The organism is Geoglobus acetivorans (assembly GCF_000789255.1).
GTDB classification, from domain to species: domain Archaea; phylum Halobacteriota; class Archaeoglobi; order Archaeoglobales; family Archaeoglobaceae; genus Geoglobus; species Geoglobus acetivorans_B.
The window spans coordinates 936,327-960,655 of record NZ_CP009552.1 but is presented as its reverse complement, the minus strand read 5'-3'; the positions used below and the strand labels follow the sequence as shown (position 1 = coordinate 960,655).

Below are 24,329 nucleotides of genomic sequence, written 5' to 3'. Positions count from 1 at the left end.
TTCGCTGACCAAAATGCTTAAAAACCCTGCTTGACTGAGAGAGAAACAGCTTCTGATGCCCGGGTGGTGTAGCCAGGCCTAACATGCGGGCCTGTCGAGCCCGCGCCTCGGGTTCAAATCCCGGCCCGGGCGTGGCAAATCCTTTTATCGGGTGGTTTACGAACTGCAGAAACTCCAGAAGCTTCTTTTCGACGAAATCGGACAGGTTGGGGATGTATTTGCGGGAAGCTTCCAATATATCCCTGTTTATTGTCAGGTTCACACGGGTTTTGTTCTGGTTTGGGCGTCCCATATTGAGTTTTATGCGCATGAAAAAAGTTAAATTTTTGGGTGTGGTGTGTGCATGGTGTGGTTATAGGGTGGGTGAAACCTGCCACAGATGGGCTATTGGAGCAGGAGGGGTATTATAAAAAAGGTGGCGATGGTGATTTTGTAATTTGGATTATAGATCGGATTAAATTAACCCGTATGAAATCAATTTGGTTTCTCATTTTTGAGAAGGTTCTCATGGGTGGAAGTGGTGCGGGGTTAATGTGGAGTTTTAGCCACGGGATTGTCGCAAGTGTCGCGGGTGTCGCAAGTGTCGCACTGTCACATCTGAAACTATATAAATGAAAATTGGAGGATTTTTATAAAATTACCACAAAGTTCATTTATATATTCTCCAATGTGACACTTTCGACAATGTGACGTCACCGACACGTGGTTAATCTCTAATCTATCCAATCCCCGCCCTTGCTACTGTGTGCCAGAGTTTCATAACTTGCAGAGATTGAAGCTAAGAAGGCGAGAGAGAGACAGAAAGCACAAGCCATAATAAATAATCCAAGAATACCTTCCGAAAAAAAGGTGGGTCATGTACCCACATTCTTTGAAGATAAGGGCAAAGCCATCGAAATTGCAGTTAAAAAAGCACGGGAAAAAGGGTTGAGAATATCAGATAAAACAGTAAAGAAGGCGAAGAAGATAATCGAAGCTAAGAAAGCGAGGGAGAGGCAAAAGGAAGGTAGGCGAATGGGAGCAATCAATACTAATATCAAGCTTGGTCGCTCGGTGGGTCAAGAACCCCTCAAGCGTGTTGAAGATAAAGGAAAAGTCATCGAAAATTGCTGTTAAAAAAGATGTTACAGTGGTGGGTTCTGAACCCCTAACTGAAAATAAACCATTAATTCCCTAACATTTCTCTGATAACTCTCTCATCACTCAGGAACCTAAACGCTCGCATAAACTGGTTTATTATCGATTTCTGGAAACTTTCCATCTTCGCCATTTTCCTAATAAACCCATCACCCAATATAGACAGTCCCTCTATCAAAACACCCACGTCAGCCCCCACCAACTCATAAAACTGTGGCTTCAACGCTGTAACAACTTTTTTCATTCTCTTTTTCGAAACACCTTTCATTGGTTTTGTTAATTCAGCGAGAGCCACCACACCGTGGAGGAGAATTTCGACAAAAAATCGTGGGTCGGTGTCTTCGAAACCATCATGTTTTAGCTTCTCGACAATCGCAGGTCGGACAACCTTGAGTAGAAACTCCCTTAACCGCCCTTCCTCCTCAGGTGTGAGGTCTTCCCCTGCTTTGCTTAATTCCTCTCTGACTCTCTCGACAACTTCATCAATAGAGATAACGATCAAATTATCTTCTCTCACGAAATATCTCTTTTTTCTGCGATCTTCCTCATCCTCCACGTGGTAAATCAAACCTCTCTGTTCAAGCTGTTTTAACGCTCTTGATACACTCTGATGCGACAATTCAGTTCTTTCCATTAGTTCGTTGAATCTCACACCTGGGCTTCTTAGGATTTCCTGCTGTATGCTGAATTTACTCAATACAATCACCCCCAATATTGAGTGAATTACTCACATTTATAAGTTTTACTCACTTGTGAATTTAGTAAGTATTTTGTAGAATAATCCCGAAAGATTTAATAGTAATTCAATCAATAATCTTATTGAGTGAAAAAAAGGTGATGACAATGGTGACGGTGTGTTTGACTTTCAGCATGTCCCCCAAGTATCGGGAGAAGATTAGATGGGGTGCGGAGAAGTTAGGAATCTCAGAGAGTGAACTTGTGAGAAGGGCAATTGACAGCTACATTGCCAGCCTGGGGTTTTTTGAAAAAATTAATAGCGATGCGAGGTGATTGATCGGTGGAATCACCAACCAACCACCCCGAAAGCTACGAAAGCCCAAAAGAAAGTGAGGTTTTAAAAAATATAAATATTGCGGATACTGAAACACACCTCAGAACCCTTTTCGAAGGGGTTGAAGGGTTCATTGAACTCCGGGCGTTCAAAGACAACAAAGCAGTGGTTAAATTCTTTGATTCCATTAATCCCACCCTCCAGTGGGTGAAAGAGAACACCGAAAAGCTCAGGGAATCCGACGTGTATGTGGGCGTGAATCCGAGAGCAGTAAAGCCGGAAAGAGGAGGGGGCAAGGAGGAGCATATAAGAACCTGCCACTTCGCCGTCGTGGACAAAGATTTCAAGAAGGAAATCACCGTGGACAATCTGAGCGATGAAGTTAAGATCGCTCTCGCAGAAAAGGGATTCTGGAAATCGAATAAAGTTACGATTGTAAAGCAGGGAAAAAAGGTTTATGAAATCCGGAAGCCCAAATTTTCAGATTTCATCCTGTGGCTGTATGATCGCATTGAACCACTCGGTTTGAAACCTTCTTTAATCATAGATTCTGGCTGGGGATACCACATATATATCAAGCTAAATGAAACCACGCCGGAAGTATGGGGTGAAATCCAGGGATATCTCGCTGATCTCCTCGGTGGCGATCGCTTAATCGATCCACCGAGAATTATAAGACTTGCTGGAACTCTGAACAATAAATTTGCTTTGAAAAATACTTGTAGAATTCTATACAGCTCAGAGGAACCACCGATAAATGCGGATGAACTTCTCAAAAAACTCAAATCAATAGTAGAAGGTATTAAGGAAGCCAGAGAGCTTTCCCATACTGACTTCGGGCTTAACATCTTAGACGTTCTAAAGAAATGGGGATATGATCCCGAAGAGAACCTTAAACCATCTGGCGATGAACTTGTAGGCGCTCACCCTGTCCATGGAAGCACCACAGGACGGAATTTCTGGGTTGATCCCGACAACAACAGGTGGAACTGTTTTAGAGCGGATTGCGCAGTGGATGGAAAGCCATCAGGCGGTGGCGTTCTACAATTGATCGCCGTTCTCGAGGGCTTGATAGACTGCAAAGACGCCAGAAAAGGGACTCTACGTGGTGAACTGTTTAAGAAGGTTCTGAGAATCGCGAAGGAAAAATATGGAGCAAGGATAGAGCTTCCAAAACCCGTTGATGACTTTAACACACTCATGAATGATGACGATCCCGAAAGTGGCGAAAGTGACCCCTTCGATCACCTCGTTAAACTTAGCGAGAAACTTCAAGAATCGTCCACGACCGCTGACGAAGCTTGGGAGTATGAAATACCACCCATTGAGCTCAATTTACCAGAAGACAACTTTATAACGAAGTTTATGAGAATGGCTGAACGGAGAACTGACGCTTATAAAGAATATCACTTCATAGGGGCAATTTCGATTCTCTCACGGATTGCGGGGAGGAGAGTTTACGTTGACTTCCTCCATGAGCGCGTTTACCCCAACGTATGGGCGATGACCCTCGGCGATTCCACAATCTCCAGGAAGTCCACCGCCATGAAAATCGCAAAAACCGTGGTTGAATTTGTGGGGATCAGGGGGTTTTTCCTGCCGCACGACTTCTCTCCGGAGTCTCTGATTCAGATTCTCTCCCAGAAAAGTACGGGAGCGATCTGGCACCCCGAGGGTGGAAAATTACTCGCCACGCTCAAAAAACAGTATGCAATCGACCTCAGGGATTTTCTCTGCATTCTTTACGATGGAGAGAACTATTACAGGACGCTGAGAAAAGAGGAGTTCGAGATCACTGATCCCTACGTGACTATCTGGCTTGCCATGACCCCTGCGGTCTTCAAAAAGCATTCCACCACTCTGGACTTTGAGTCGGGCTTTCTCGCGAGGTTCATTTACGTGAACCCTCAGTATGAAAAGGAGTGGCGCCCATTCGGACTGGCGACTAAGGAAGACCTTGAAGCGTTCGAGGAGGTTTGCGAATTCCTCAAAGAAATCCACATGAGAGTGGTTGATTCCAAAGAAGACATAAGGATTGACTTTGACCCTGAAGCTTTCGAGTTTTATCAGGAATGGCAGAGAAGATGGGAGGAGGAAGTTATCCGGACAAAGAACCAGATTCTCGCCACACTGCTGGGGAGGTACTACCTCTACGCTGTGAAGTTGGCGATGCTTTTCACCCTGGGGGACAAAGAGTTCGAACCCATCATCACGCTCGAATACATCCAGGAAGCTTGCAGAGTGGTGGATGAGTACCTATTGCCATATGCGGTGAACCTGATTAAGGAGCTGGAGTGGGACGAGGAACGCAATTTGCAGGAAAAGATTTTGGGAACATTGAAACGCCACGGTGGTGAGTTAACCCGGAGGGATCTTCTCAGGTACCTGCATAAGCCCTTAAGAGAAGTCAGTGAAGCCCTCGAAGCTCTCGTCCATTCCGGTGAAATAGAGTTGGTCAAAAAAGACGGAAAAATCGTCGTTAAGCTGAAGCACAAAGCCACAAAGAAGCAAGTGAATGGTAACAACGGTACCAATGGCAATTCTGGAGATTACACCACCGTGGTAATCAGGAGAGAACCTCCAGTTACTGAGCTTTTAGGGATTGATGGGAAAACCTACCTTTTGAAAGCCAATGCAATGGTGACATTGCCACGGGTGAACGCTGAACCCCTGATAAGGGCGGGCATTGCTGAGGAGTTTTCAGGAGGGGGTGATTCCAAGTGATCTGCCCGCATTGCGGCGAATTTACAGAAAACCTGCTCTGGAGGGCAGTAAGACGATACCGGGATAATCTCCACGCTGTAAACATCATGAACATTGACGGAATCATCGAGATTGGCGAGAATTTTGTTCTCCTCTATGAGGAGAAGCATTCATCCATACACCGCATGAAGACATTTCAGGCAATTTCTCTTAAGAAACTTGGAGATTTGCTGGGCATTCCTGTTATCGTGGCGTTTCATGATGACTTTGAGGATTCAGTTACGGTTTACCAGCTCCCTCAGGGGCGGTTACCTCCAACCTCAACACTCTCATTTGAGAACAGAACCCCCACATTCTCAGGTGGAGTTTCTGAATTCGGTTCGTGGTTGTATCAGAATTATATCTCGCATGCTCCTCTCACTCGCCCATTGAGGAGGAGTATAAGCTGGTGGAGGTGAGAATATGGAAGATTTTGTAGAAGTGGAGGGAGTGAAGCTCGGTAAAAAGGTTGTTGTTTTCTGTCCGTTCTGCCGCAGATTCCACTATCACGGAGCTGAGGGACGAAAGAAGACACTGTACCGGATGTCTCACTGCCAGGGCATGATGGGGAAAGTGTACAAGATCAACGTCGTTGACCCACTGAGAAGCGCAATAGCTCATGTGGTCGGTGATGAACAATGAAAGGTACAGAATCCAATAATTCACCATTTTTTAAACACATAACCTCGAATTCTGAGGGCATTCCTAAGGAAGTTTTGAAGGTCGTCGAGATATACGAAGCTGTCAGACAGCTCGACCTTCCAGCACCACTGAGGAAACCTATCAGAACACGTGGTAGAAAATCGTACAATCGATTTCTGATCATCGCTTTAATTCTATATGGACTTAAGAGGGAGTGGAGTTTCAGGCAGATTCAGGAATTTGCGAGAGAAAACTGGGGTTACCTTAGCCCTCTAAGCTTCAACATAAAAAAAGAACCCGACCATTCCACCATTTACCTTGTAGCTTCGAAGCTGAGAGTTTTGGACGTTTTCCGGTATTTTGCGAAGCTGAAGGAGATGAGAGGAGAAATCCGGGTTTTATGGTATTGAGGAGGTGGTGTGAGATGATTCGGTGTTTCCTGTGCGGGAATTCTGGATGTGGTGAACTGCCCTCTCCTACATGCCCGTATCAACCAGCACCCTGGAGCAAATACGTGAGAGGAAGGAACCTCGCCCGTGTTGGAGTGGGAGGATTGAAGACAGGGAAGTGGTGAAGAGCATGACATCAACGGCTTTTCTTTTCTGGCATGAACATGGGTTCTGGTGCAAACACTCCGAGAAGGATGAACAGGGCTTCATTCTGTGCAGAAGGGTTCACAAGGTTTGCTTTCCTGCAATCTGTCCACGCATTGAAGAGTTTGAGGTGATGGACGATGATTGAGTGTTTTGGCTGTGATCAGGTGCTGGTTGTTGGTGCTGAGCTGTGCCAGGAATTGTGCATAAGAAAAGAGGTGGTGGCGAATGTGTGATGATGAAATCGAGGTTTCTGAGGAATATCCGATCAGATGGATTGAGATTGATCAAGGAGTTTCAGAGGACGGCGGAGGTCTAAGAATTGCTGTCAGATTGGACGGAGAACCGGCAGAGAAGGTGATCGAGACCGTGTTAATTCTGATAGAAAGGTTGAACGGGAAGAGGGACAGTAAAACACAGGGCGTGGACGTTCATTAATTTTTTATCTTACTTTTTCAACTGCTCAAATTAGGTTCTCCTAAAAAACTGCAATCACCCGGTGCTTGTGGTTGCTTACTTGTGCAGTTGTGCAGTTGCACAAACATGCAAGTTGAAGATTATTTTATTTTTGTTTTTTTAGACTAAACTTATCCTGATTTCTGAACAGTTGTTAAACTGTTAAGTGAAAAACCTGTGAAATTGTTTTTTCAGGGGGTAATTATTGCCAATTTAACAGAATGTATAAAGTGTTAAGTTGACCACACAGGGGAAGATTTAAATAGTCCTCAAACATAGAAAAAAATAGTTGTGCAGGTTTGGTTTAAGCTTATCTCTTTAATTAAAGCTTTTCTGTTCATATTAAGCAATCTTATCGGAGAAAATTTTTTAAGATGTTACGGAAATAAGTAACAATTAAGGAGGTGAGAAGCCATGATAAGCGACCTGGTTAAGGAATTCCTCCACGAGGAAGTGGCGGCAGTGGGGCTCACCATGGCAGTGGTTATACTCCTCGCCGGCATTGTATCGCTCTATATCAGCTTCATCCTCGTGGGCGAATTCGAAACCACATTCACCAGCGTTTACACCGGAAGCAACCAGAAGATTATGGACGGCATGAACCAGACCACAGATATTGTGATCACCGTTCTCAGGTTGCTCAGCGTTGGGCTGATGGCATGGGGTGGCTTCCTGATAATCAGCTGGATCAGGGGTTGACCTATTCCACACTGGACGGCGGCGGAAGAGAGTTAAAATTTTTCTCTTTTATTAATTGATCTATCGAGGTTATCTCCTGAAAGAGGTTATAGAATTAATTGTATAATGTGGTGAATATTATTCGCATTTCTTATTTTTTTCTCTGAGCGGATTTTCGAAGGGGAGATATACCTTAATATGGCTTGAAATTCCAAAAAATGTGTGAATAGGGGTTCTATTCGATAACCCTCTTGATCGCTTCCACCGCTTTGGAGTATGCTTGATCTGCCTGGCGAGCTGAAGCTAAATAGTGCATTGCTCCCACACTCTGTGGTGCCCTTCCCTGGATGAAGTCGGCGATGGATGTGTCTATCCCCGATTCGATCAGCTTGTTGTAATGCCATTTCCTGATTGAGTTGGCTGACACCCTGTTGTATCTTATGGCTTCAACAAGATACTTGTAATCGAGCTTCTTAATTCTCTCCAGCTCCTCCGCAAAAGCGAGTGGTAAATACGCAAAGAACCCTCTTTTATTGCCCCTGCTGAATTCCACGATGGGGTACCTGGCAATTCCCTTTTCAGGTATTTTGATGAGCTGGTTTTCATCGTAGTTTTTGAGCATTTCAGCGGCGTGGCTTGCCCTGATCCCTGAGTAAACCAGTAGTTCAAAGAAGATTTGAACCTCTTTTCTCCGGGAGGCAACCGTGTGGGTGTATGCTTCCCTGACCTCATCGTCGCTGATGAAAATAGCTCTCACTCCTGATCTTTCAATCTTGCATGCTTTTTTGAACTTGTTCGCCACAGATTCATCCATTGATTTTGCTTCAACGTAGAAATTGAGGAGGTTTCTGATTGACTTTGCCAGCCAGTTTCTCCCCTTCTCCACACCCTTGAAAATAGCGGTTATATCCTCGGGTGTGTTGATCTTCTTTTCACCCACATAGGTATCAAGGTAGTGGAGATACCTCCTCGCTGTATCAGGAGTTACTCTCTGGGTTATGTATTCCACAAACTCCTCTCTGACTTCAGAATAGTTGATGATGCCCTGTCGAGCCCGCGCCTCGGGTTCAAATCCCGGCCCGGGCGCTTTCACCTCTTGTTCGACTCTCTAAACTTGTGATTAATATCTGCTGGTGCAGTTTACAGCGAGATGTCTCTGTTAGTTTGAAGAACTCATTAAGGTTGTGGGATATTGTTTAAATACTGCGTGTCCCAAATTTTAAACATATATGCCAAAGGTTATGATTGAAATTCCGGAAAGTGTGGATGAAAAAAAACTCACGTTCTGGATAGCAGAAGGAATGGGCAGGGAGCTTTTCAGAAAACTGGCCATGGATGCTCTGAAATCAGGGATGTCCCTCGATCTGGAGAAAGCTCTCAGAGAATTTGATACCACAAGAAGCGAAGTGTGGTCTGAACTCAAAATGAGATATGGTGAAGAAGGTCTGATTGAATGAAGCTTGTTGTGGACAGCAACATTCTCTTTTCGATTGTAGTGTCTGGAGAAAGGTCAAAGGCCTATGAGGGAATTAGAAATCACAGCCTTATTCTTTATTTTCCTGAAGAAGGTCTCTTGGAATTTAGAAAGCACAAAAACAAGCTTGAGGAACATTCTGAGGAATTCGAACTCAGATCCTTTATTGCGTTTTCTTTGGTTCATGTGATTCCCTTTGAAGTGTACAGGGACAAAATCAGCGAGGCTTACACCATTGCAAGGGAGTTTGATGAGAGGGATACACCATTCATAGCTCTCGCTTTAAAGCTTGGCATTCCTGTATGGTCTGGTGACAGAAAAATGATTGAATATGGACAGAATAGTGGTAAATTCAGGGCAATTGATACTGCATCTCTGAAGAATATTTTGGCGGAACAAGGGTGAGATGCAGACAGGCCAACACTCTTTAGAGATATTTCATTCAGAATGTGCTGATTCTCTATGAGTAAGGTATGTGATAGGTTTTTCGATGTATGTTTATGATGGCGTTATCCTTTTCGGGACAAATAATGTTTAAAATCCATGATAATCAGTAGTGGTGGTGAACGCTGTAGAATGCAGAGATATCTGGATGGTCTACAGGAACTTCATGGAGGAGCCGTTTACTGCTCTGAAGGGAATATCGCTTGAAATTGCCGAGGGGGAGGTTTACTGCATCCTCGGACCCAACGGGGCTGGAAAGACGACTCTCATCTCCATCCTCTCGACCATTCTGATCCCCACAAGAGGGGAGGTCCGGATTCTTGGTATGGATGCCCTCCGGCAGACGAAGGACGTGAGGAGGAGGATCAACATATCGAGCGGAACAAGGCTGCCCTGGGGGATGAGGGTTTATGAGATCCTCAGATTTTACGCTCTCGCCTACGGCATCTCTGACAAGAACGTTGTTGACAGGGCGCTGGCAGAATTTGAGCTTGAGAAATACAGGGATTTGAGGTTCGACGAGCTCTCGGCTGGTAACAGACAGAAGCTGAATCTGGCGAGGGCGTTCATAAACGATCCTGAAGTGGTTTTTCTTGACGAACCAACCGCAAATCTCGATCCGGACATAGCGAGGAAGGTGAGAGAGATGGTACTCGGGATAAAGGAGGAGAGAAACGTTACGCTCATCCTCACGACCCACAACATGGGTGAAGCTGAAATGCTTGCAGACAGAATAGCCTTTATCAAGAATGGTGAAATTGTTGCTGAAGGAACGTCAGATGAGCTGAAGAGGTTCGTGAGGTCGAGAGACAGGATAATTGTTGAGGTTGAAGACCCGGAGATTGGAGAAATTTCACTGAACCGGCCCTACGAAATTGATGGCAACAGGATTGTTTTCTACTCGGAAAGTGCGGAAAAAGAGCTGGCAGAAATCGTCTTTGGGCTTAAACGTGCGGGGTTTGAGATAAAAAGTGTTAAAACGGAGGAGGTTACGCTTGAGGACGTCTTCATCGAGCTTGCGAAGTAGTCTGGCGGAGCTAATGGCCTTTGCATACAGAAACTACGCCGTCACAAAAAACGAGTTCTATGCCCTGTTCGAAATGCTCTTCTGGCCAGTTGTCAGTCTTTTTACCATAGGTCTTCTCGGGGAATTTTTAACCCTGAAAAGCGAGGAAATTTCCTTCATTCTCATAGGTGTCATAGCCCTGAGTGTGATCCAGATAGTGCAGATAGATGTAACCTACGTCATGCTTTACGACATGTGGAGCATGAGTCTTGAGTATTCTGTTGTCTCGTCAGCACCATTCTCCAAAATGGTTCTTGGAGCGTGGCTTTTTGGAGTGTTGAGAGGATTTGTGGCGTTCGTTTTGCTTGTGATTTCGAGTACTGAGCTTTTTGGTCTTGATTACACCTTGCCCGTTCTCGGTTCAGCCCTTTTCGTTATCGGGATTTTTCTCGGGGCTCTGATCATAGGACTTGTGAACTGTATTTTCATTCTCGTCTTTGGCAGGAGGGCGGAGATTTTTGCCTGGACCCTTGCAGCGATAGTCATGATCTTCTGCGGGATTTACTACCCCGTGGAGATTCTCCCGGAGCCCTTCAAAACTGCAGGTTACCTGATACCCATCACGCACTTTCTGGAATACTTCAGGTCCTTTTACGGCTACCAGCCTGCATTTGAAAATCCGCTGTTCGTTGGGTTTGCAGAATCTCTTGTCTATCTTGCGCTTCTGTTTTACACTGCAGAAATGAGTTTGAAGAGGGCAAGGAAAACCGGGCTTGTGCTGAAACTTTCGGGTTAATGAGGTCAAGATCCGTCATAAAATTTTTTAAGAACACATCTCCATGTTTGAAACCAGATGAAGTGCGATACCTGTGATGGGAAGGGCTACATTGAGGTCGAGCAGGAGTGCAGGATCTGTTCCGGCACAGGAAAGTCGAAGAGCTTTGATCCTAAAATCACTGCCGAACTTTCAGAGGAGCAGCTAAAGCTTTTCATGCAGGGTATATGCGGTGTATGCGGAGGTACAGGTATAGAAAAGAGAATGGAGGTCTGCAAGGACTGTAAAGGTACTGGAAAGGCTGGGAAATGCAGGGTGTGCGGGAAGAAGGTTGTGGGGGATCACGATCTCTGCGCTGACTGCAGGAGAAAACCCCATGCTTATCTGCTCAAAAACAGCTGCGGGCTTGAGGATGTCCGGCTGGGCAGGATTTATGTGGGCAGGGTCTCAAGCGTTACGGACATCGGGGCTTTTGTCAATCTCAACAAAAGGCTCAGGGGGTTGATTCACAGAAGAAACCTTAAAAACAGCCCTCTGAAGGAAAACGACGATGTTTTTGTCAGGGTTGAGAACATCAGGCCCACAGGCGAGATTGATCTTGCTGTTGCTGAGGGAAAGGACTATCTGATCGTTGAGGTGTCAAAAGAAGCTCCAGCACTGAAAATATCTCAGCTTGAATCCGCTACAGGCAGGATGGTCGAGGTGAGGGGCAGGGTAGAGCATATCAAGCTCACAGGTGGCCCAACAATATTCACGATTGCAGACGAAACCGGACTGGTCAACTGTGCCGCTTTTGAGGCCGGTGAGCGTGCGTACCCTGAAATAAACGCCGACGACGTTGTGAGGGTCATCGGGATTGTGAAGAGGAGAGATTCAAAGCTTCAGATCGAAGTTCTCGAGATGGAAAGGCTGCTCGGAAAGGAGGCAAGTGAAATCGAAAGGCTCATCGAGAGGGAGATCGAAAGGAAGGCTGAGCCGGAATTCAGGGGATTTCTGATTGAGAGCGAGGTTCTTGAGAATTTGAAGGAACAGATGATGGATGTTGCAAGAGAGCTAAAAAAAGCCGTTCTCGAATCGAGACCGATCATCATTAGGCACCACTGGGATGCTGATGGTGTCTGCGGCGGTGTGGCACTGGAAATCGCCCTGCTGGATTACATTGAGAGGGTGCATCCGGACCCTGATGCGAAGAACTATCTCGTTAGGAGGAAAGTTTCAAGAGCGCCATTTTACGAGCTTGAGGATGTTGTGAAGGATCTTGATGAGAGTCTGGAGGACATGGCCAGGTTTGGTGACAAGATTCCGCTGGTGGTTCTGGTGGATAACGGCTCTGGGCGGGAGGACATCCCTGCGATAGAGCAGATGCTGATTTTTGGGGCCGACGTCATAACGGTTGATCACCACTTTCCGGATGATGAGGTGGACAGGTATCTGCTCATACATGTGAATCCCCACAAGGTGGGAGGAGATAGCAGCTACACCTCCGGCGTTTTATGCACTGAGATAGCGAGGATGATAACCGACAGGGACCTGAAAATCCTGCCGGCGGTTTCGGTGGTTGCGGACAGGGCTGAGGGTGAGGTTGAGAGGTACATTGAGCTTTCGGGCTACGACAGGGAGTATCTGCACGACATAGGTTTGGCTTTGGAGTTTGAGGGATTTTACCTGAGATTCAGGCCTGCGAGCCAGATAGTCCACGAAATACTGGGCTTCGGCAGGAAGGACAGGATGCAGAAGCTTGTCAGATCCCTCTCATCCCATGCAAAGGAAGCCATCGAGGGCAACGTCAGAACGGCGATGGATGGCGTCAGGGTGCAGACGCTGCCCAACGGGATAGCTCTTGCAGCTCTGGATGTGGAGAACTACGCAAAGAAGTTCACATTCCCTCCACCCGGCAAGCTCACCGGTGAGGTGCACGACAGGCTGAAGAGACAGTATGACAGACTTGTAACCGTCGGTTATGGTCCTGACTTTGCTGTGATAAGGAGTGAGGGCGTCAGTCTGGACATACCCAGGATTGTGAAAGAGCTGCAGGAGGAAATAAATGCTGGAGTGGATGGAGGGGGACACCTGGTTGTGGGCAGTCTGAAGTTCATACAGGCCAAGAGGAAGGAGGTTCTCGCAAAGCTTGCTGCGAAGATAGGGAGCATTTGAGTCCCTTAAAAAGGGCAAGACATCTCTCAAGGACTATCTGTTTCTTTTAATTTTAATTCCGAAAAACTTTTTAATGCCATTTAATTAAATGTCATTAGGTGATGAAGATGAGCGATGAGAAGAGGAAATACACAACCGTTAGTATACCGGTGCAGCTTTACGAGAAAATCAAGCAGAGGATAGAGGGAACGGGGTTCACATCTGTCTCGGATTATGTTACATATGTTCTGAGGGAAGTCCTCGCCAGCCTTGAAGAGGAGGAGAAGGAGGAAGTCTTCAGCAAGGAGGAAGAGGAGAAGGTAAAGGAAAGGCTGCGGGCTCTGGGGTATCTGGACTGAATACAGGGACCCATTATGGTATCCAGACCTCACGGAGGCAGACTTGTCAGGCGCATAGTTTCAGATAAAACAAGGGAGAGAATCGTCGGCGAGCAGCACGAGTATCTTGCAGTGGCAATTGATCGGGGAACGGCAATAGACCTCGAAAACATAGCGCATGGCGTTTACTCACCATTGAATGGCTTTCTTACAGGGGATGACTACGAATCCGTCCTCGATCACATGAGGTTGAGCGATGACACACCCTGGACAATCCCGATTCTGCTGGATGTTGATGAACCCGGATTTGTTGAGGGAGATGCCGTACTTCTTTTCCATGCCGGCACCCCGGTTGCGAGGATGCATGTTGAGGACATTTATCGATACGATAGGAAAAACCTCTCTCTGAAGGTCTTTGGCACCGATGATCCCGAACACCCGGGTGTCTTGAGGGTTCATTCGATGAAGGATTACCTTGTGGGTGGGGAGATCGAGCTTCTCAACGAAATTCCGAACGAGTTTGGCAGATACACTCTCAGGCCAGTGGAAACGAGAGTTCTGTTCAGGGAGAGGGGATGGGAGACGGTTGTTGCGTTTCAGACACGGAATGTCCCTCACACTGGCCATGAGTACGTCCAGAAAGCCGCGCTGACATTCGTTGATGGTCTCTTCATCAATCCTGTTCTTGGAAAGAAAAAGCCGGGAGATTACAGGGATGAGGTAATAATTAAGGCCTACGAAGTGCTTTTTGAGCATTACTATCCAAAGGATGCCGCAACCCTTGCAACCGTCAGATACGAGATGAGGTATGCCGGGCCGAGGGAGGCAATACACCATGCAATAATGCGCAAGAACTTCGGATGCACCCACTTTATTGTGGGAAGGGACCATGCAGGGGTTGGAGAGTACTATGGCCCCTATGATGCCTGGAAGATTTTTGACGAGTTTCCCGACCTGGGCATAACTCCGATGTTTATCCGGGAGGCGTTCTACTGCAGTAAGTGTGCCGGAATGGTTAACGCGAAAATCTGCCCTCACGGTGTGGAACATCACGAGAAAATCAGCGGGACAAGGTTGAGAAGGATGATAACTGAGGGCACTCAGCCTCCAGAGTATCTCATGAGGCCGGAGGTTTTTGAAGTGATAAGGAGCTTTGAAAAACCGTTTGTTGAGTAGCATGAACCTGCTGATTCATCACTGGGATACAGATGGAATATGCTCTGCTGCGCTGCTGATGGAATCTCTGAAAGATGAGGAATTTGAGAACCTCTCCCTCTTTCCGGGAATTTTTGAGTTTGATGGACGGATAAAGGGTCGCATAGCCGAGGCTGAACGGATCTACATCGTGGATGTGAACATGGTTGATGAAGCTGAGCTGATAGAGAAGCCGCTCTATTTCTTCGATCATCACATTCAGCGGAGAATTGAGAACGAAAATGCCATGCATGTCAACCCCCTGCTGGAAGGAAAACCGGCCCCCTCTGCTTCGTATGTGGTTTCGGATTACTTCAACCACTGGAGCTGGAAGTCAGCAATTGGAGCGGTCGGGGATCTGGGGAGAGGTGCCCTTGGGTTTGACTGGGTCGGAAAAATGCTTGACAGATATGGACTTTCGGAGAATCAGGCACTTCATCTCGCTAAACTCATCAACTCTCCGTCCATGGTCTGCGATCTGGATGGTGTGGAGAGGGCTGTTGAAAAGATAATCCATTCCGAGCCGGTAGAGCTGCTGAATGATGACGAGTGGGCGAACAATCTCACACTCCTTGAAAGTGAAATTGCTGAGATTGTTGAGAGGGCGGAAGATAAAGGGGATTTCGTGTATGTGAGATACTCGAGCGGGTATAACGTAACATCGATTGTTGCGAGAAGGCTCGTGTGGAATCTCAAATTCCCGATCGCGATTGTGGTTAACGAGGACTTTCATGGCCACGCTCAGGTTTATGTCAGGGTCGATAAGGCTCTTGCGAACAGATTCGGGATTGCCGATCTTATCCGGAAACTCAAAAGCTTCGGATTCAACGCCGGTGGAAAATCCGATGTTCTGGGGATTATTTGTGCAAAAGCGAGGCTTGATGAAGCCCTCAGTATTGTTGGCGGTCATTTCGGGTGGTTGTTATGATGGAAAGAGTGCTTGTTTTCGGACTTGATTCTGCTCCTCCGGAGCTGCTTTTCAGCGAGTTCATCGATGAGCTTCCCGCGATAAGGAAGCTGATTGAGAATGCGGTTTATGGGCCTATGAAGAGCTGCATCCCGGCAATAACGATCCCTGCCTGGATGGTGATGGCAACCGGGAAGACGCCCGGAGAGCTCGGTCTTTACGGTTTCAGACACAGGAAGGCCGGCAGCTACACTGACATGTGGATAGCGAACAGCAGAAAAATCGCCGAACCTGCTATATGGGATTACCTTGCAATGGAAGGCAAGAAAAGCGTTCTCGTTGGGGTGCCGCCAACCTACCCCCCGAGAAAGGTGAACGGCTGGTTGATAAGCTGTTTCATAACTCCTGATGCAAGCGTGGACTACACATATCCGGCTGAACTGAAGAATGAAGTGGAGGGGCTCGTGGGTGAATACATCTTCGATGTGGTCTTCAGAAAGGACGACAGGGATGAGGTTAAGGAAAAAATCTGGGAAATGACTGAAAAGAGGTTTGAGGTGGCAAGATATCTCATTCAGGAAAAGGACTGGGATTATTTCCAGATTGTTGAAATCGGTCTTGACAGAATACACCATGCGTTCTGGAAGTACTTTGACAGGGAGCACCACCTGTATGAGGAGGGCAGCAAATACCGGAACGTGATAAGGGACTATTACAGGCTTCTTGACAGAGAGATTGGAAAAACCCTCGAGCTTCTGGATGACGATGTCGCAGTTGCAGTCGTCTCAGACCACGGCGTCAAGAGGATGAAGGGTGCATTCGCCATCAACCAGTGGCTGATTGAAGAAGGCTTTCTGAAAATAAGGAATCCGGAGGTTCTTGAGAAGGGCAGAGCTGTGAAGTTCGAGGAGCTTGATGTGGACTGGGGCAGAACGACTGCGTGGGCATGGGGAGGTTACTACTCCAGAATCTTTCTGAACGTGGAAGGAAGGGAAAAGAATGGAACGGTGGGCAAATTCGAATACGAAAGAGTCAGGGATGAGCTGGCGGATCAGCTCAGGTCAATTAGGGGACCAAACGGTGAGAAGTGGGATACAAAGGTCTTCTATCCTGAAGATATCTATCCGGTTGCTCTCGGTGATAGGCCAGACATGATGGTTTACTTTGACGACCTCTACTGGAGGGCTGCGGGAACTCTCGGACATGGAACGAATTATCTTGCCGAGAATGATACCGGACCTGATGATGCTGTTCATTCGGAGTACGGCGTATTCATGCTCAGCCATCCAGAACTGGACAGCAGACGTGTGAACTGCTCCATTTACGATTTCGCACCCACGATCCTGAAAATTTATGGCATTGACGTGGAAATGAGAGGTGAGCGTGTAATATGAGCTTTGTAATATGGCTTACAGGTCCGAGTGGTGCGGGCAAAACTACGCTCGCAAAAGCACTCGAAAAGGAGCTTAGGGAAAGGGGAATGAAGGTCGAGGTGCTTGACGGCGACGAGATCAGGAGAACTCTCTACCCTGATATAGGTTTCAGCAGGGAAGCGAGGGAAATGCACAATCGTGTTGTGATACACATGGCCAAGCTTTTATCGAGAAACGGGGTTGCTGCTGTTGTTTCTCTGATTTCGCCTTACAGGTCTGTCAGGAGGAAGGCGAGAGAGGAGATCGGCAGGTTTGTGGAGGTTTATCTGAAATGCCCTCTTGAAGTGAGGATAAAGAGAGACCCCAAGGGACTTTATGCAAAGGCGCTCAGAGGTGAAATTAAGGGGCTGACGGGATATGATGGGGTTTACGAGGAGCCTGAGAACCCCGAAGTCGTTCTTGAATCTCACAGAATGAGCGTTGAGGAAGAGGTCAGAGAAGTTCTGAAAAAGGCAGAGGAGCTGGGGTATCTGGAGGTGTAGTGTTGGAAATCTTTTATTTTCTCGGCTTCGCTGTCGGGTTTCTTGTTGGACTTACAGGGATGGGTGGTGGGGCTGTTCTGACTCCCGCATTAATTTTTCTTGGCGTTCAGCCGAGGATTGCAGTCGGGACGGATTTGCTGTACAGCGCTGTAACGAGGTTCCTTGCGTCACTGATGCACTACAGGAAGGGAAATGTGAACGTTAAGGTCTCTTCAACTCTCCTGGCAGGCTCCATACCCGGACTTTTAATTTCGGCATACTTTATGACTTTTCTAAGGAATTCCTGGGGCGTGGAGGTTTTAAACAGATTTTTGACCCAAATCCTGGCTTTCGTGCTTATAATATCCTCTCTTGCGACGATTTACAAGATGTATTTCTTAAAATCGGCCGATAAGACCCCTGATAATCTATCTCTAATCTTAACAGGCTTCGTCGTCGGTGCGCTCGTTCAGCTAACATCAGTTGGGAGCGGAGTTCTGGTAACTCTGTTTCTTCTGCTGTTCACCGGCATGGTTTCAAGGGTTATTGTGGGTACTGAGCTCCTTTTTGGCTTTGTGCTGACTTTTTTTGCATCCATCATCCATGCCGGGATGGGGAATGTTGATTATGGTCTTGCCCTTATGTTAACAGTCTCTTCGATTCCAGGCGTTGTTGCCGGTGTTTTTACCAGTTCGAAAATTGACGATAGGATGCTCAGGGTGGCTCTCTCGGCACTGATACTGGTGATGGGTGTCGTGCTGTTGCTGGGCTGATTTTGATGATGGGCTTATTGCTCATTCTTTGGGTTTGTAATAAATTGAAAGAAGTTTATGTTAAATTGAGTGTTAGCAATTCTCCGTCTGTTCTTCTTAATTTCTCAGTCCTGACTTTCTCAAAAAAGAGTTCTCTTACTGTGTTACTTCTTTAAAAGACATAATGCTTGCTCTTCAATTTATGGTTGTTTCAAATTTGGAGACCAATTTGGTTAGTTTTTAGAATTATTTCGAGTTTGAGGTGGTGTTTACAGATTTATTTATAATTAGCTCAATAAATTGTAGAATGGCGCTTTTTCTGTTTTTTAAAAGGTAGTCCGTGAAAATAGAATGGATTCTTCTTGTCTGAATTCCTCATAATTTGGTTGGTGGTTTGTTGTTTTGGGTTTTTACTGAAAGCAACTGAAATATGCCTAAAAGGATATATACCTAATCCCAAATCTGGTCTCGTGAAGTACTTATGTATATGGTCATAATCCTCGGCACCCGTCCTGAGATAATCAAAATGAGCCCCGTGATAAGGGAATGTGAAAAAAGAGGATTGGATTACTTCATCTTACATACAGGACAGCACTACTCCTACGAGATGGACAGGGTGTTCTTCGAAGAATTGGAATTACCCCAGCCCAAGTATAATCTGGACGTCGGTTCCGGGACGCATGCGGAACAAACCGGCAGAATTATGATCGGAGTTGAAAAAGTCCTGATGAAAGAGAAACCTGATGTCGTTTTAGTGCAGGGTGATACAAACACGGTTTTAGCCGGAGCCCTAGCCGCTGCAAAACTCCACATCAGGGTTGGGCATGTCGAAGCTGGATTGAGATCTTACGATAGAAGAATGCCGGAAGAAGTTAATAGAGTCCTGGCTGACCACGTCTCCGACTATCTGTTTGCTCCGACTGAGAAGGCCAGGCAGAATTTGCTTAGGGAAGGGATAGATGAAGATAAGATATTCGTCACCGGAAACACCATCGTTGATGCAGTTTACCAGAACCTGGAGATTGCTGAAAGAAAGGTGAACGTGCTGAGGGAGCTGGGATTAAAACCTAAAGAGTACTTTCTCGTGACTGCCCACAGACAGGAGAACGTCGATGTCAGGGAGAGGCTGAAAGGAATTCTCAGAGGTTTGAAGTTAATTCGCGAGGAGTTCTCCGTGCCAGTTGTGTTTCCAGTCCATCCAAGAACTCGAAAAAGGGTAGAGGAGTTCGGACTCGACATGAGTGGCATCGAGGTTATCGATCCCCTGGGCTTTCTCGAGTTTCTGCAGCTTGAGGCCAATGCAAGGCTGGTCCTGACAGATTCGGGAGGTGTTCAGGAGGAGACATGCATACTGGGTGTCCCGTGTGTGACTTTAAGGGATAATACGGAGAGGCCTGAAACCTTGGAGGTTGGATCGAATGTTCTGGTGGGGACAAAGCCTGAAAGGATTCTGGAAGGTGTAAGAACAATGCTTAACAAAGAAAATAGCTGGAAAAATCCGTTTGGTGATGGAAGGGCTGGGGAAAGGGTTGTTGGGACAATAGTATAAATCGGGAGTTTACATTTGCATCTAAATGATTGGAGGTGTGAAGTAATATGGGTGTGGACATCTGGATAGACTTGCAGCATCCAGCTGATGTGATATTTTTCTACCCACTTATCAGACAATTAGAAGACTCACACTCCCTGTATATCACTTCAAGACGTAGAGACGAAACAATTAAGTTAATCGATTCTTTCGGAATTAATGCTTTCCCAGTTTTAAGAGATTATTCTGACCCTGTAAGAAAATCTCTTGCCGTGCTTTTTAGGACCGTACAATTGTATACCAGAATTCCAAGCTTCAGAGTAGCCTTGTGCCTTGAATTACCTGTGGCCGTGGCAGTATCATATCTCAGGAAAAAAAATTCTATCTTGTTCTTGGACAATGATTTCAAGCTCTTAAGTAAGAAAACAATTTCACAGGAGTTAGAAATAAAAGTTAAAAAATTAGCAACAAGAATCGTTATTCCAAAGGTTACTTATTCCACGTTTGTGCAAGAGTATGATGCCGGGAAACTTGTTTGCTATAATGGCTATAAAGAACATTTGGCAATATCTGGATACACACCCGATGCAGATTTTCCTGAAAAGATTCCGTTCGGGGACAATTATGTTGTTATCCGTTCCGAAGCTTTTTCTGCAATGTATGTAAGGCCTCACAAGGAGAGTCTTGTGCCCAATCTGGTTAGAGCGTTGACGAAAGAGAACATTCCTGTTTTATTTATCCCGAGAGATGAAGATAATACATATGAAATAATGAAATATGCTTACAGCAAAGAGTTAATACACATACCAAAAAGGCCTCTAAATGGTTTGGATTTGGCATATTTTGCAAAAGCAGTTCTCACAGGATCAGGGACTATGGCGAGAGAGGCGGCCGTATTAGGAACTCCAGCGGTTTCCTTTTTCCCAAGCAACCAATTGCTCTCTGTCGATATGGATTTGATTAGACGTGGTAGGATGATACATTCGAGAGATGTTCATGAAATCGTTGATTATGTGATCTCCATGTGGGGGAAGAAAAAAGAGCCGGAATTTAAACGAGCGGAAAAAGTAAAGAATGAGGTCATTTCAATAATTTCCGAGTTAACCTTTTCATAATTCCGATGGTATACCCCATAGCATTCGAGATGACAACTACTGTCATGATAAGGACAGATAAATGCAGGTTTTTCAATATCGTTCGAAGATTTGCACCAAGATAGTATCCTCTTAAAAGAGTATAGCATATTGTACTTGAGACTAATACTAAAATAGGCCATAGGGTATGAAAGATCATTGATTTCAATAAAAGTAAAATTCCGGCGATTGTTGGGATGTATGATGATATAAGATATTTTAAATGAAAAATCCCAGCGAAACCATCCCCTTTAGCATACTGGTAGTATTGTTTGAACAATTTTTTTACGTTTTCTCTTACCTTCCAATATACTATGGCATTTGGATTGAATATAAATTTGCACCCTGCCTCTTTGAGTCTGAGATCAAAAAGTGTATCTTCAGCAGTATATAGCCATTCGGGATACCCGCCGACTTTTTCCCAGCACTTTCTCTTAAAGGCTATTGATCTGCTTGAAGGTAAAAATTTATCTATATTTTTTGAAACTTTTTTCAATTTGGGATATGTCAATTCTGCCACAATACTTTCGAATTTTGAAGTTATTAATGGCTCATACCACCCACTTACTACATCCACAATTGGGTTCCTTTCTAAGGGCTTTGTAATTTCTTCTAGCCATCTTTTGTCTAAGATACAGCCGGCATCAGTACATGCAATAATGTCCCCTGATGAGTTTTTTATTGCTAGATTGCGGCCTTGAGCAATATTGGCACCTTTTTTAATTATAATTTTGTATCTAATATTTTTTTCTTCAAAATAAAGTGCGTATTCTTTTAGTACTTTGACAGTACCATCTGTCGACCCACCGTCTACTATTATAATTTCATCTGGTATTTTTGTTTGATTGAGGATGGAATCTAAGAACGTTCTGATACTTTCTGCTTCATTTTTCAAAGTTGTTATAAGCGATATCTTTTTGTTTTCCATGATGTGACCTCCATAGCAATATATATTTGTCGACCACCTTTTCCCATGTTTGTTTTTTAGCATACTGTTGTCCGAGCGATGATCTTTTTTTTACATCCTTCGGGTTGTTTATGCACTCTATTAATTTATCTGCTAATTCATCTGGAGATCGAGCAATAATCATGGCGCTCTTTGGTATGCTTAGAGAATATAGGTAGTCTTTTTTTAAATTATTCTCGTAAACACTACATACTATGCATCCACTGCTCATTGCCTCTAAAATGGCAAGATATCCTGATACAAACGCATATCTTGCTTTGTTATAATGTGTTTCAGGATTCCTGATAAGACCATGCAGTATGGCGTTTATCCCATATTTGGCTATTGTTTTACTAATATGATCTTTTAAGGTACCATCTCCGCAAATATGTAGCTCAATTTCAGAGCCATATTTTTCTTTTAAAATCCGAAGCGCCTCTATATATGTGAGTATGCCTGTATCTGTTTCCAATCTTCCGACAAATACTGCTTGATGTTTCTTTTTATGATTTGGTGAAGTATTTATTTTTTTATAATCAACTCCGCCATAAGTTATAAAGTTTGGTGTTGTGTCATACCATTTTTGAATGTATTTTCCAACACAAATGTTGCCATAAGTGAGCTTTTCAGTAATTTTTCTCAGCAATTTGGTTACTCTGGGAATGGGTATCTTACCCTCGTATCCGTGAAATGTAATGTATACTGGTTTTTTTGGAAAAATTAGCAGATATGGAATATACCAAAAGATAAAAGTGCTAAAGTCATGACAGTGTATTATATCAGATTTTCTTATAATATTCATATACCTTATCAGGTCTATGTATTTAAGGAATATGTTTTTACGTATTCTATATATCTCTACGGATCCAACTATTTCCTTACTGCATGTGGTGAGATCTGATTTGGACGTTAGTATTATTACTTTGTGGCCTTTTTTAGATAGTCTTTCGGATATTTTTTTTACATGCTTTTCCACCCCTCCTATGTCTGGGTGGTATCGGGGGGTCAGCATTGTGACTATCATATATCTTTACTTCTACTGCATTCGGTAATTATTTTTGTCGATATGACTTTGGTTCAAACTATCGCAGCTCTCTTTGAGGTGTTTTATATGGGGGTGTAAAAGCGACAAATTTTAGCCCCTCCAAGAGTCAGTAACCAGATTTCGCCATGCATGTCATTTTCATACTGTCAACCGGCACTCAGTAGGTAATATAGTCAAAAGAGATGTACTAAACTCTTACACATTATGGTACAGATTAAATAAGCAGAAGAACGTTAGTTAATGTGACTATCGCTCCAGCCTTATATTGAGCTGACTACAAATTGAGTTACTCTTAGGTTACTTAGCATGTTACTTAGCATTTTCGAAATGTGAGGATAGAGGATAACATTGCAAGAATTTACTTCGCAAATAAAAATTGTAACCAACCCGGTTGGAATTGCTCTGTTTACGAGTTTATTGTACTCAAATCTTTTTGGTTGGGACAGTAGCTGGAGTGGTATTTAAATAAAATGAACAGAAACTGTCAAAATAACTGACACTCAACCATATGTTGCACTATAACTCCTAACCCGCTCAGAAAATTGGTAAAAGAATTAATGATGTGAAGACCTGGTGTAGAACAACATGGTACTGATTTTTATAGAGAAAAGAATTATTTTATGACTTTTGTGGCACCGTCAAGAATAAACTTAAAAAATAAAAACACAAAATAAAACACATGCACCCCACAATAACCCAGCTAATAGAAGAAGTCAAGGCTAAAAAAGTCTTTCGAAGGAACAAGAAGAAAGTGGAACTAAAAATCCTCTCAGCCTTACTCTACTTCTACGGACTCTCTTTAAGGAAAGCAAGCAAATTCATCTCTTTGTTTGAGAAAATAAGTCACGAATCAATCAGGCTCTACTACCACAGACTGAAAAGAATTCTAAAATCCCCAAGAAAGAAGAAGAGAAGACTGATTGCAATAGATGAAACGAAAATAAAACTTGAAAACAAACAGATCTTCGTCTGGAGTGCAGTTGACGTGGATACGAGAGAATGTCTGCTTGTATGGGCTACTGATGGCAGAAGCTCCTTTCACGCCTATGCTTTCCTTAAAGATGTTTTGAAGTTCTGCGAGAATAAGCCTGAAGTGGTTGTGGTAGGGGATTCTGGTATAAATGGGCTTTGAAGAGGCTGGGTTTGAGTTACAGGCATGAGACCTTTGGAACAATAAATGCGGTTGAGGGGTTCTTTTCCATTCTGAAGGGGAGAACAAAGAGATTCTTTAACAGGTTTCCGTTCTACAGTTCCTTCGATTCTGTGCAGAGCTGGCTGAAAAGTTTTGTTGGGTTGTATAATGTGGAGAGGTGGTTATTTTGACAGTCCCTTTCAAGCTTATGTTTTGTCCTAATGTCTTTAAATCCCATTTGTATTGTAATTGTCTTCTGCCCGTAGTATCCTTTCGGTTTATTTTCGCAGTAATTTATGATCTCCATTTGGAAAGCATGAGCGTGAAAGGCGATGTCTGCTAGAATCCTGAAAGTTATTTAAATACAA

The 24,329-nt window shown here is 44.6% G+C and carries 27 protein-coding genes, 1 tRNA gene and 1 pseudogene; 25 read left to right on the top strand and 4 right to left on the bottom strand.

Annotation, left to right across the window (positions count from 1 at the left end):
• Nucleotides 1–57 precede the first annotated feature (57 nt).
• A tRNA-Asp gene (locus tag GACE_RS05715) sits at nt 58–132 on the top strand.
• Between the two features lie 717 nt (nt 133–849).
• Entirely contained in the window at nt 850–1,116 is a 267-nt protein-coding gene (locus tag GACE_RS05705; RefSeq protein WP_048091907.1) for a hypothetical protein, read from the top strand.
• 49 nt (nt 1,117–1,165) lie between these two features.
• Here the strand turns inward: GACE_RS05705 and GACE_RS05700 are convergent, their stop codons facing one another.
• A complete protein-coding gene (locus tag GACE_RS05700) occupies nt 1,166–1,843 on the bottom strand; it encodes a MarR family transcriptional regulator (RefSeq protein WP_048091906.1) in 678 nt (225 codons plus the stop codon).
• A 131-nt stretch (nt 1,844–1,974) separates the two neighbouring features.
• Between GACE_RS05700 and GACE_RS05695 the strand changes: the two genes are divergently transcribed.
• The 9 genes from GACE_RS05695 (at nt 1,975) to GACE_RS05660 (ending at nt 7,281) form a co-directional block, all read left to right on the top strand.
• Nucleotides 1,975–2,148, top strand: a complete 174-nt coding sequence (locus GACE_RS05695) for a ribbon-helix-helix protein, CopG family (protein ID WP_158413818.1) — start codon at nt 1,975–1,977, stop codon at nt 2,146–2,148.
• A 7-nt stretch (nt 2,149–2,155) separates the two neighbouring features.
• Nucleotides 2,156–4,873, top strand: coding sequence for a DUF3987 domain-containing protein (locus GACE_RS05690; RefSeq protein ID WP_048091903.1), 2,718 nt, complete (start codon nt 2,156–2,158; stop codon nt 4,871–4,873).
• Nucleotides 4,870–5,310, top strand: coding sequence for a hypothetical protein (locus GACE_RS05685; protein WP_048091901.1), 441 nt, complete (start codon nt 4,870–4,872; stop codon nt 5,308–5,310). The genes GACE_RS05690 and GACE_RS05685 overlap by 4 nt, the downstream gene beginning before the upstream one ends.
• Nucleotides 5,311–5,314: 4 nt before the next feature.
• Entirely contained in the window at nt 5,315–5,533 is a 219-nt protein-coding gene (locus GACE_RS05680) for a hypothetical protein (RefSeq protein ID WP_048091900.1), read from the top strand.
• Nucleotides 5,530–5,943 (top strand): hypothetical protein, encoded by a 414-nt coding sequence (locus GACE_RS05675; RefSeq protein ID WP_048091898.1) that lies wholly within the window; start codon nt 5,530–5,532, stop codon nt 5,941–5,943. The genes GACE_RS05680 and GACE_RS05675 overlap by 4 nt, the downstream gene beginning before the upstream one ends.
• 14 nt (nt 5,944–5,957) lie before the next feature.
• Nucleotides 5,958–6,107, top strand: coding sequence for a hypothetical protein (locus tag GACE_RS11705; RefSeq protein WP_158413817.1), 150 nt, complete (start codon nt 5,958–5,960; stop codon nt 6,105–6,107).
• A gap of 5 nt (nt 6,108–6,112) precedes the next feature.
• A complete protein-coding gene (locus tag GACE_RS11700) occupies nt 6,113–6,274 on the top strand; it encodes a hypothetical protein (protein WP_158413816.1) in 162 nt (53 codons plus the stop codon).
• Nucleotides 6,275–6,354: 80 nt separating this feature from the next.
• Nucleotides 6,355–6,564, top strand: coding sequence for a hypothetical protein (locus GACE_RS05665; RefSeq protein WP_048091894.1), 210 nt, complete (start codon nt 6,355–6,357; stop codon nt 6,562–6,564).
• 432 nt (nt 6,565–6,996) lie between these two features.
• On the top strand, nt 6,997–7,281 hold the full coding sequence (locus tag GACE_RS05660; RefSeq protein ID WP_048091892.1) for a hypothetical protein: 285 nt from the start codon (nt 6,997–6,999) through the stop codon (nt 7,279–7,281).
• Nucleotides 7,282–7,495: 214 nt separating this feature from the next.
• Here GACE_RS05660 and GACE_RS05655 read toward each other — a convergent pair whose 3' ends face one another.
• The gene (locus GACE_RS05655; protein ID WP_048091889.1) at nt 7,496–8,353 is read right to left on the bottom strand and encodes an integrase; all 858 of its coding nucleotides are present in this window, start codon (nt 8,351–8,353) and stop codon (nt 7,496–7,498) included.
• A 136-nt stretch (nt 8,354–8,489) separates the two neighbouring features.
• On the opposite strand from GACE_RS05655, the gene GACE_RS05650 reads away from it, so the two are divergent.
• From GACE_RS05650 to GACE_RS05590, 13 genes are all read left to right on the top strand, one after another.
• Entirely contained in the window at nt 8,490–8,717 is a 228-nt protein-coding gene (locus GACE_RS05650; protein WP_048091887.1) for a hypothetical protein, read from the top strand.
• Nucleotides 8,714–9,139 (top strand): PIN domain-containing protein, encoded by a 426-nt coding sequence (locus GACE_RS05645; protein ID WP_048091886.1) that lies wholly within the window; start codon nt 8,714–8,716, stop codon nt 9,137–9,139. Before GACE_RS05650 ends, GACE_RS05645 begins: the two co-directional genes overlap by 4 nt.
• A gap of 157 nt (nt 9,140–9,296) precedes the next feature.
• Entirely contained in the window at nt 9,297–10,205 is a 909-nt protein-coding gene (locus GACE_RS05640) for an ATP-binding cassette domain-containing protein (protein WP_052400235.1), read from the top strand.
• Nucleotides 10,174–10,980 (top strand): ABC transporter permease, encoded by an 807-nt coding sequence (locus GACE_RS05635; RefSeq protein ID WP_148305940.1) that lies wholly within the window; start codon nt 10,174–10,176, stop codon nt 10,978–10,980. Before GACE_RS05640 ends, GACE_RS05635 begins: the two co-directional genes overlap by 32 nt.
• 57 nt (nt 10,981–11,037) lie before the next feature.
• Nucleotides 11,038–13,113 carry a DHH family phosphoesterase gene (locus GACE_RS05630; protein WP_048091882.1) on the top strand — a complete coding sequence of 692 codons (2,076 nt, stop codon included), beginning with the start codon at nt 11,038–11,040 and terminating at the stop codon, nt 13,111–13,113.
• Between the two features lie 107 nt (nt 13,114–13,220).
• Nucleotides 13,221–13,451: a ribbon-helix-helix domain-containing protein gene (locus GACE_RS05625; protein WP_048093705.1), complete on the top strand. Its 231-nt coding sequence runs from the start codon at nt 13,221–13,223 to the stop codon at nt 13,449–13,451.
• A gap of 15 nt (nt 13,452–13,466) precedes the next feature.
• Nucleotides 13,467–14,606 carry a sulfate adenylyltransferase gene (gene sat, locus GACE_RS05620; RefSeq protein WP_048091878.1) on the top strand — a complete coding sequence of 380 codons (1,140 nt, stop codon included), beginning with the start codon at nt 13,467–13,469 and terminating at the stop codon, nt 14,604–14,606.
• Between the two features lies 1 nt (nt 14,607).
• Nucleotides 14,608–15,552 (top strand): single-stranded-DNA-specific exonuclease RecJ family protein, encoded by a 945-nt coding sequence (locus tag GACE_RS05615; RefSeq protein WP_048091876.1) that lies wholly within the window; start codon nt 14,608–14,610, stop codon nt 15,550–15,552.
• A complete protein-coding gene (locus GACE_RS05610) occupies nt 15,552–16,925 on the top strand; it encodes an alkaline phosphatase family protein (protein ID WP_084063759.1) in 1,374 nt (457 codons plus the stop codon). The genes GACE_RS05615 and GACE_RS05610 overlap by 1 nt, the downstream gene beginning before the upstream one ends.
• Nucleotides 16,922–17,446 (top strand): adenylyl-sulfate kinase, encoded by a 525-nt coding sequence (gene cysC / locus GACE_RS05605; RefSeq protein WP_048091873.1) that lies wholly within the window; start codon nt 16,922–16,924, stop codon nt 17,444–17,446. The genes GACE_RS05610 and cysC overlap by 4 nt, the downstream gene beginning before the upstream one ends.
• 2 nt (nt 17,447–17,448) lie before the next feature.
• Nucleotides 17,449–18,198: a sulfite exporter TauE/SafE family protein gene (locus GACE_RS05600; RefSeq protein WP_048091872.1), complete on the top strand. Its 750-nt coding sequence runs from the start codon at nt 17,449–17,451 to the stop codon at nt 18,196–18,198.
• A gap of 460 nt (nt 18,199–18,658) precedes the next feature.
• Nucleotides 18,659–19,726, top strand: coding sequence for a non-hydrolyzing UDP-N-acetylglucosamine 2-epimerase (gene wecB, locus GACE_RS05595; RefSeq protein WP_048091871.1), 1,068 nt, complete (start codon nt 18,659–18,661; stop codon nt 19,724–19,726).
• 47 nt (nt 19,727–19,773) lie between these two features.
• Nucleotides 19,774–20,820 (top strand): DUF354 domain-containing protein, encoded by a 1,047-nt coding sequence (locus GACE_RS05590; protein ID WP_048091869.1) that lies wholly within the window; start codon nt 19,774–19,776, stop codon nt 20,818–20,820.
• Here GACE_RS05590 and GACE_RS05585 read toward each other — a convergent pair.
• Together GACE_RS05585 and GACE_RS05580 are read right to left on the bottom strand one after the other, a co-directional pair.
• On the bottom strand, nt 20,786–21,766 hold the full coding sequence (locus GACE_RS05585; protein ID WP_052400234.1) for a glycosyltransferase family 2 protein: 981 nt from the start codon (nt 21,764–21,766) through the stop codon (nt 20,786–20,788). The genes GACE_RS05590 and GACE_RS05585 overlap by 35 nt on opposite strands.
• The gene (locus GACE_RS05580) at nt 21,723–22,808 is read right to left on the bottom strand and encodes a glycosyltransferase family 4 protein (protein WP_048091867.1); all 1,086 of its coding nucleotides are present in this window, start codon (nt 22,806–22,808) and stop codon (nt 21,723–21,725) included. The genes GACE_RS05585 and GACE_RS05580 overlap by 44 nt, the downstream gene beginning before the upstream one ends.
• 700 nt (nt 22,809–23,508) lie before the next feature.
• On the opposite strand from GACE_RS05580, the pseudogene GACE_RS05575 reads away from it, so the two are divergent.
• Nucleotides 23,509–24,152, top strand: a pseudogene (locus GACE_RS05575) (DDE-type integrase/transposase/recombinase).
• Nucleotides 24,153–24,329 lie beyond the last annotated feature (177 nt).

Bases quoted from the DNA above. Each gene is read 5' to 3' on its own strand.
- GACE_RS11705 (WP_158413817.1), top strand. From the start codon at position 5,958: ATGATTCGGTGTTTCCTGTGCGGGAATTCTGGATGTGGTGAACTGCCC.
- sat (WP_048091878.1), top strand. From the start codon at position 13,467: ATGGTATCCAGACCTCACGGAGGCAGACTTGTCAGGCGCATAGTTTCA.
- GACE_RS11700 (WP_158413816.1), top strand. From the start codon at position 6,113: ATGACATCAACGGCTTTTCTTTTCTGGCATGAACATGGGTTCTGGTGC.
- GACE_RS05615 (WP_048091876.1), top strand. From the start codon at position 14,608: ATGAACCTGCTGATTCATCACTGGGATACAGATGGAATATGCTCTGCT.
- GACE_RS05675 (WP_048091898.1), top strand. From the start codon at position 5,530: ATGAAAGGTACAGAATCCAATAATTCACCATTTTTTAAACACATAACC.
- GACE_RS05665 (WP_048091894.1), top strand. From the start codon at position 6,355: ATGTGTGATGATGAAATCGAGGTTTCTGAGGAATATCCGATCAGATGG.
- GACE_RS05610 (WP_084063759.1), top strand. From the start codon at position 15,552: ATGGAAAGAGTGCTTGTTTTCGGACTTGATTCTGCTCCTCCGGAGCTG.
- GACE_RS05590 (WP_048091869.1), top strand. From the start codon at position 19,774: ATGGGTGTGGACATCTGGATAGACTTGCAGCATCCAGCTGATGTGATA.
- wecB (WP_048091871.1), top strand. From the start codon at position 18,659: ATGTATATGGTCATAATCCTCGGCACCCGTCCTGAGATAATCAAAATG.
- GACE_RS05585 (WP_052400234.1), bottom strand. From the start codon at position 21,766: ATGGAAAACAAAAAGATATCGCTTATAACAACTTTGAAAAATGAAGCA.
- GACE_RS05695 (WP_158413818.1), top strand. From the start codon at position 1,975: ATGACAATGGTGACGGTGTGTTTGACTTTCAGCATGTCCCCCAAGTAT.
- GACE_RS05580 (WP_048091867.1), bottom strand. From the start codon at position 22,808: ATGATAGTCACAATGCTGACCCCCCGATACCACCCAGACATAGGAGGG.
- cysC (WP_048091873.1), top strand. From the start codon at position 16,922: ATGAGCTTTGTAATATGGCTTACAGGTCCGAGTGGTGCGGGCAAAACT.
- GACE_RS05625 (WP_048093705.1), top strand. From the start codon at position 13,221: ATGAGCGATGAGAAGAGGAAATACACAACCGTTAGTATACCGGTGCAG.
- GACE_RS05660 (WP_048091892.1), top strand. From the start codon at position 6,997: ATGATAAGCGACCTGGTTAAGGAATTCCTCCACGAGGAAGTGGCGGCA.
- GACE_RS05630 (WP_048091882.1), top strand. From the start codon at position 11,038: ATGAAGTGCGATACCTGTGATGGGAAGGGCTACATTGAGGTCGAGCAG.
- GACE_RS05645 (WP_048091886.1), top strand. From the start codon at position 8,714: ATGAAGCTTGTTGTGGACAGCAACATTCTCTTTTCGATTGTAGTGTCT.
- GACE_RS05650 (WP_048091887.1), top strand. From the start codon at position 8,490: ATGCCAAAGGTTATGATTGAAATTCCGGAAAGTGTGGATGAAAAAAAA.
- GACE_RS05680 (WP_048091900.1), top strand. From the start codon at position 5,315: ATGGAAGATTTTGTAGAAGTGGAGGGAGTGAAGCTCGGTAAAAAGGTT.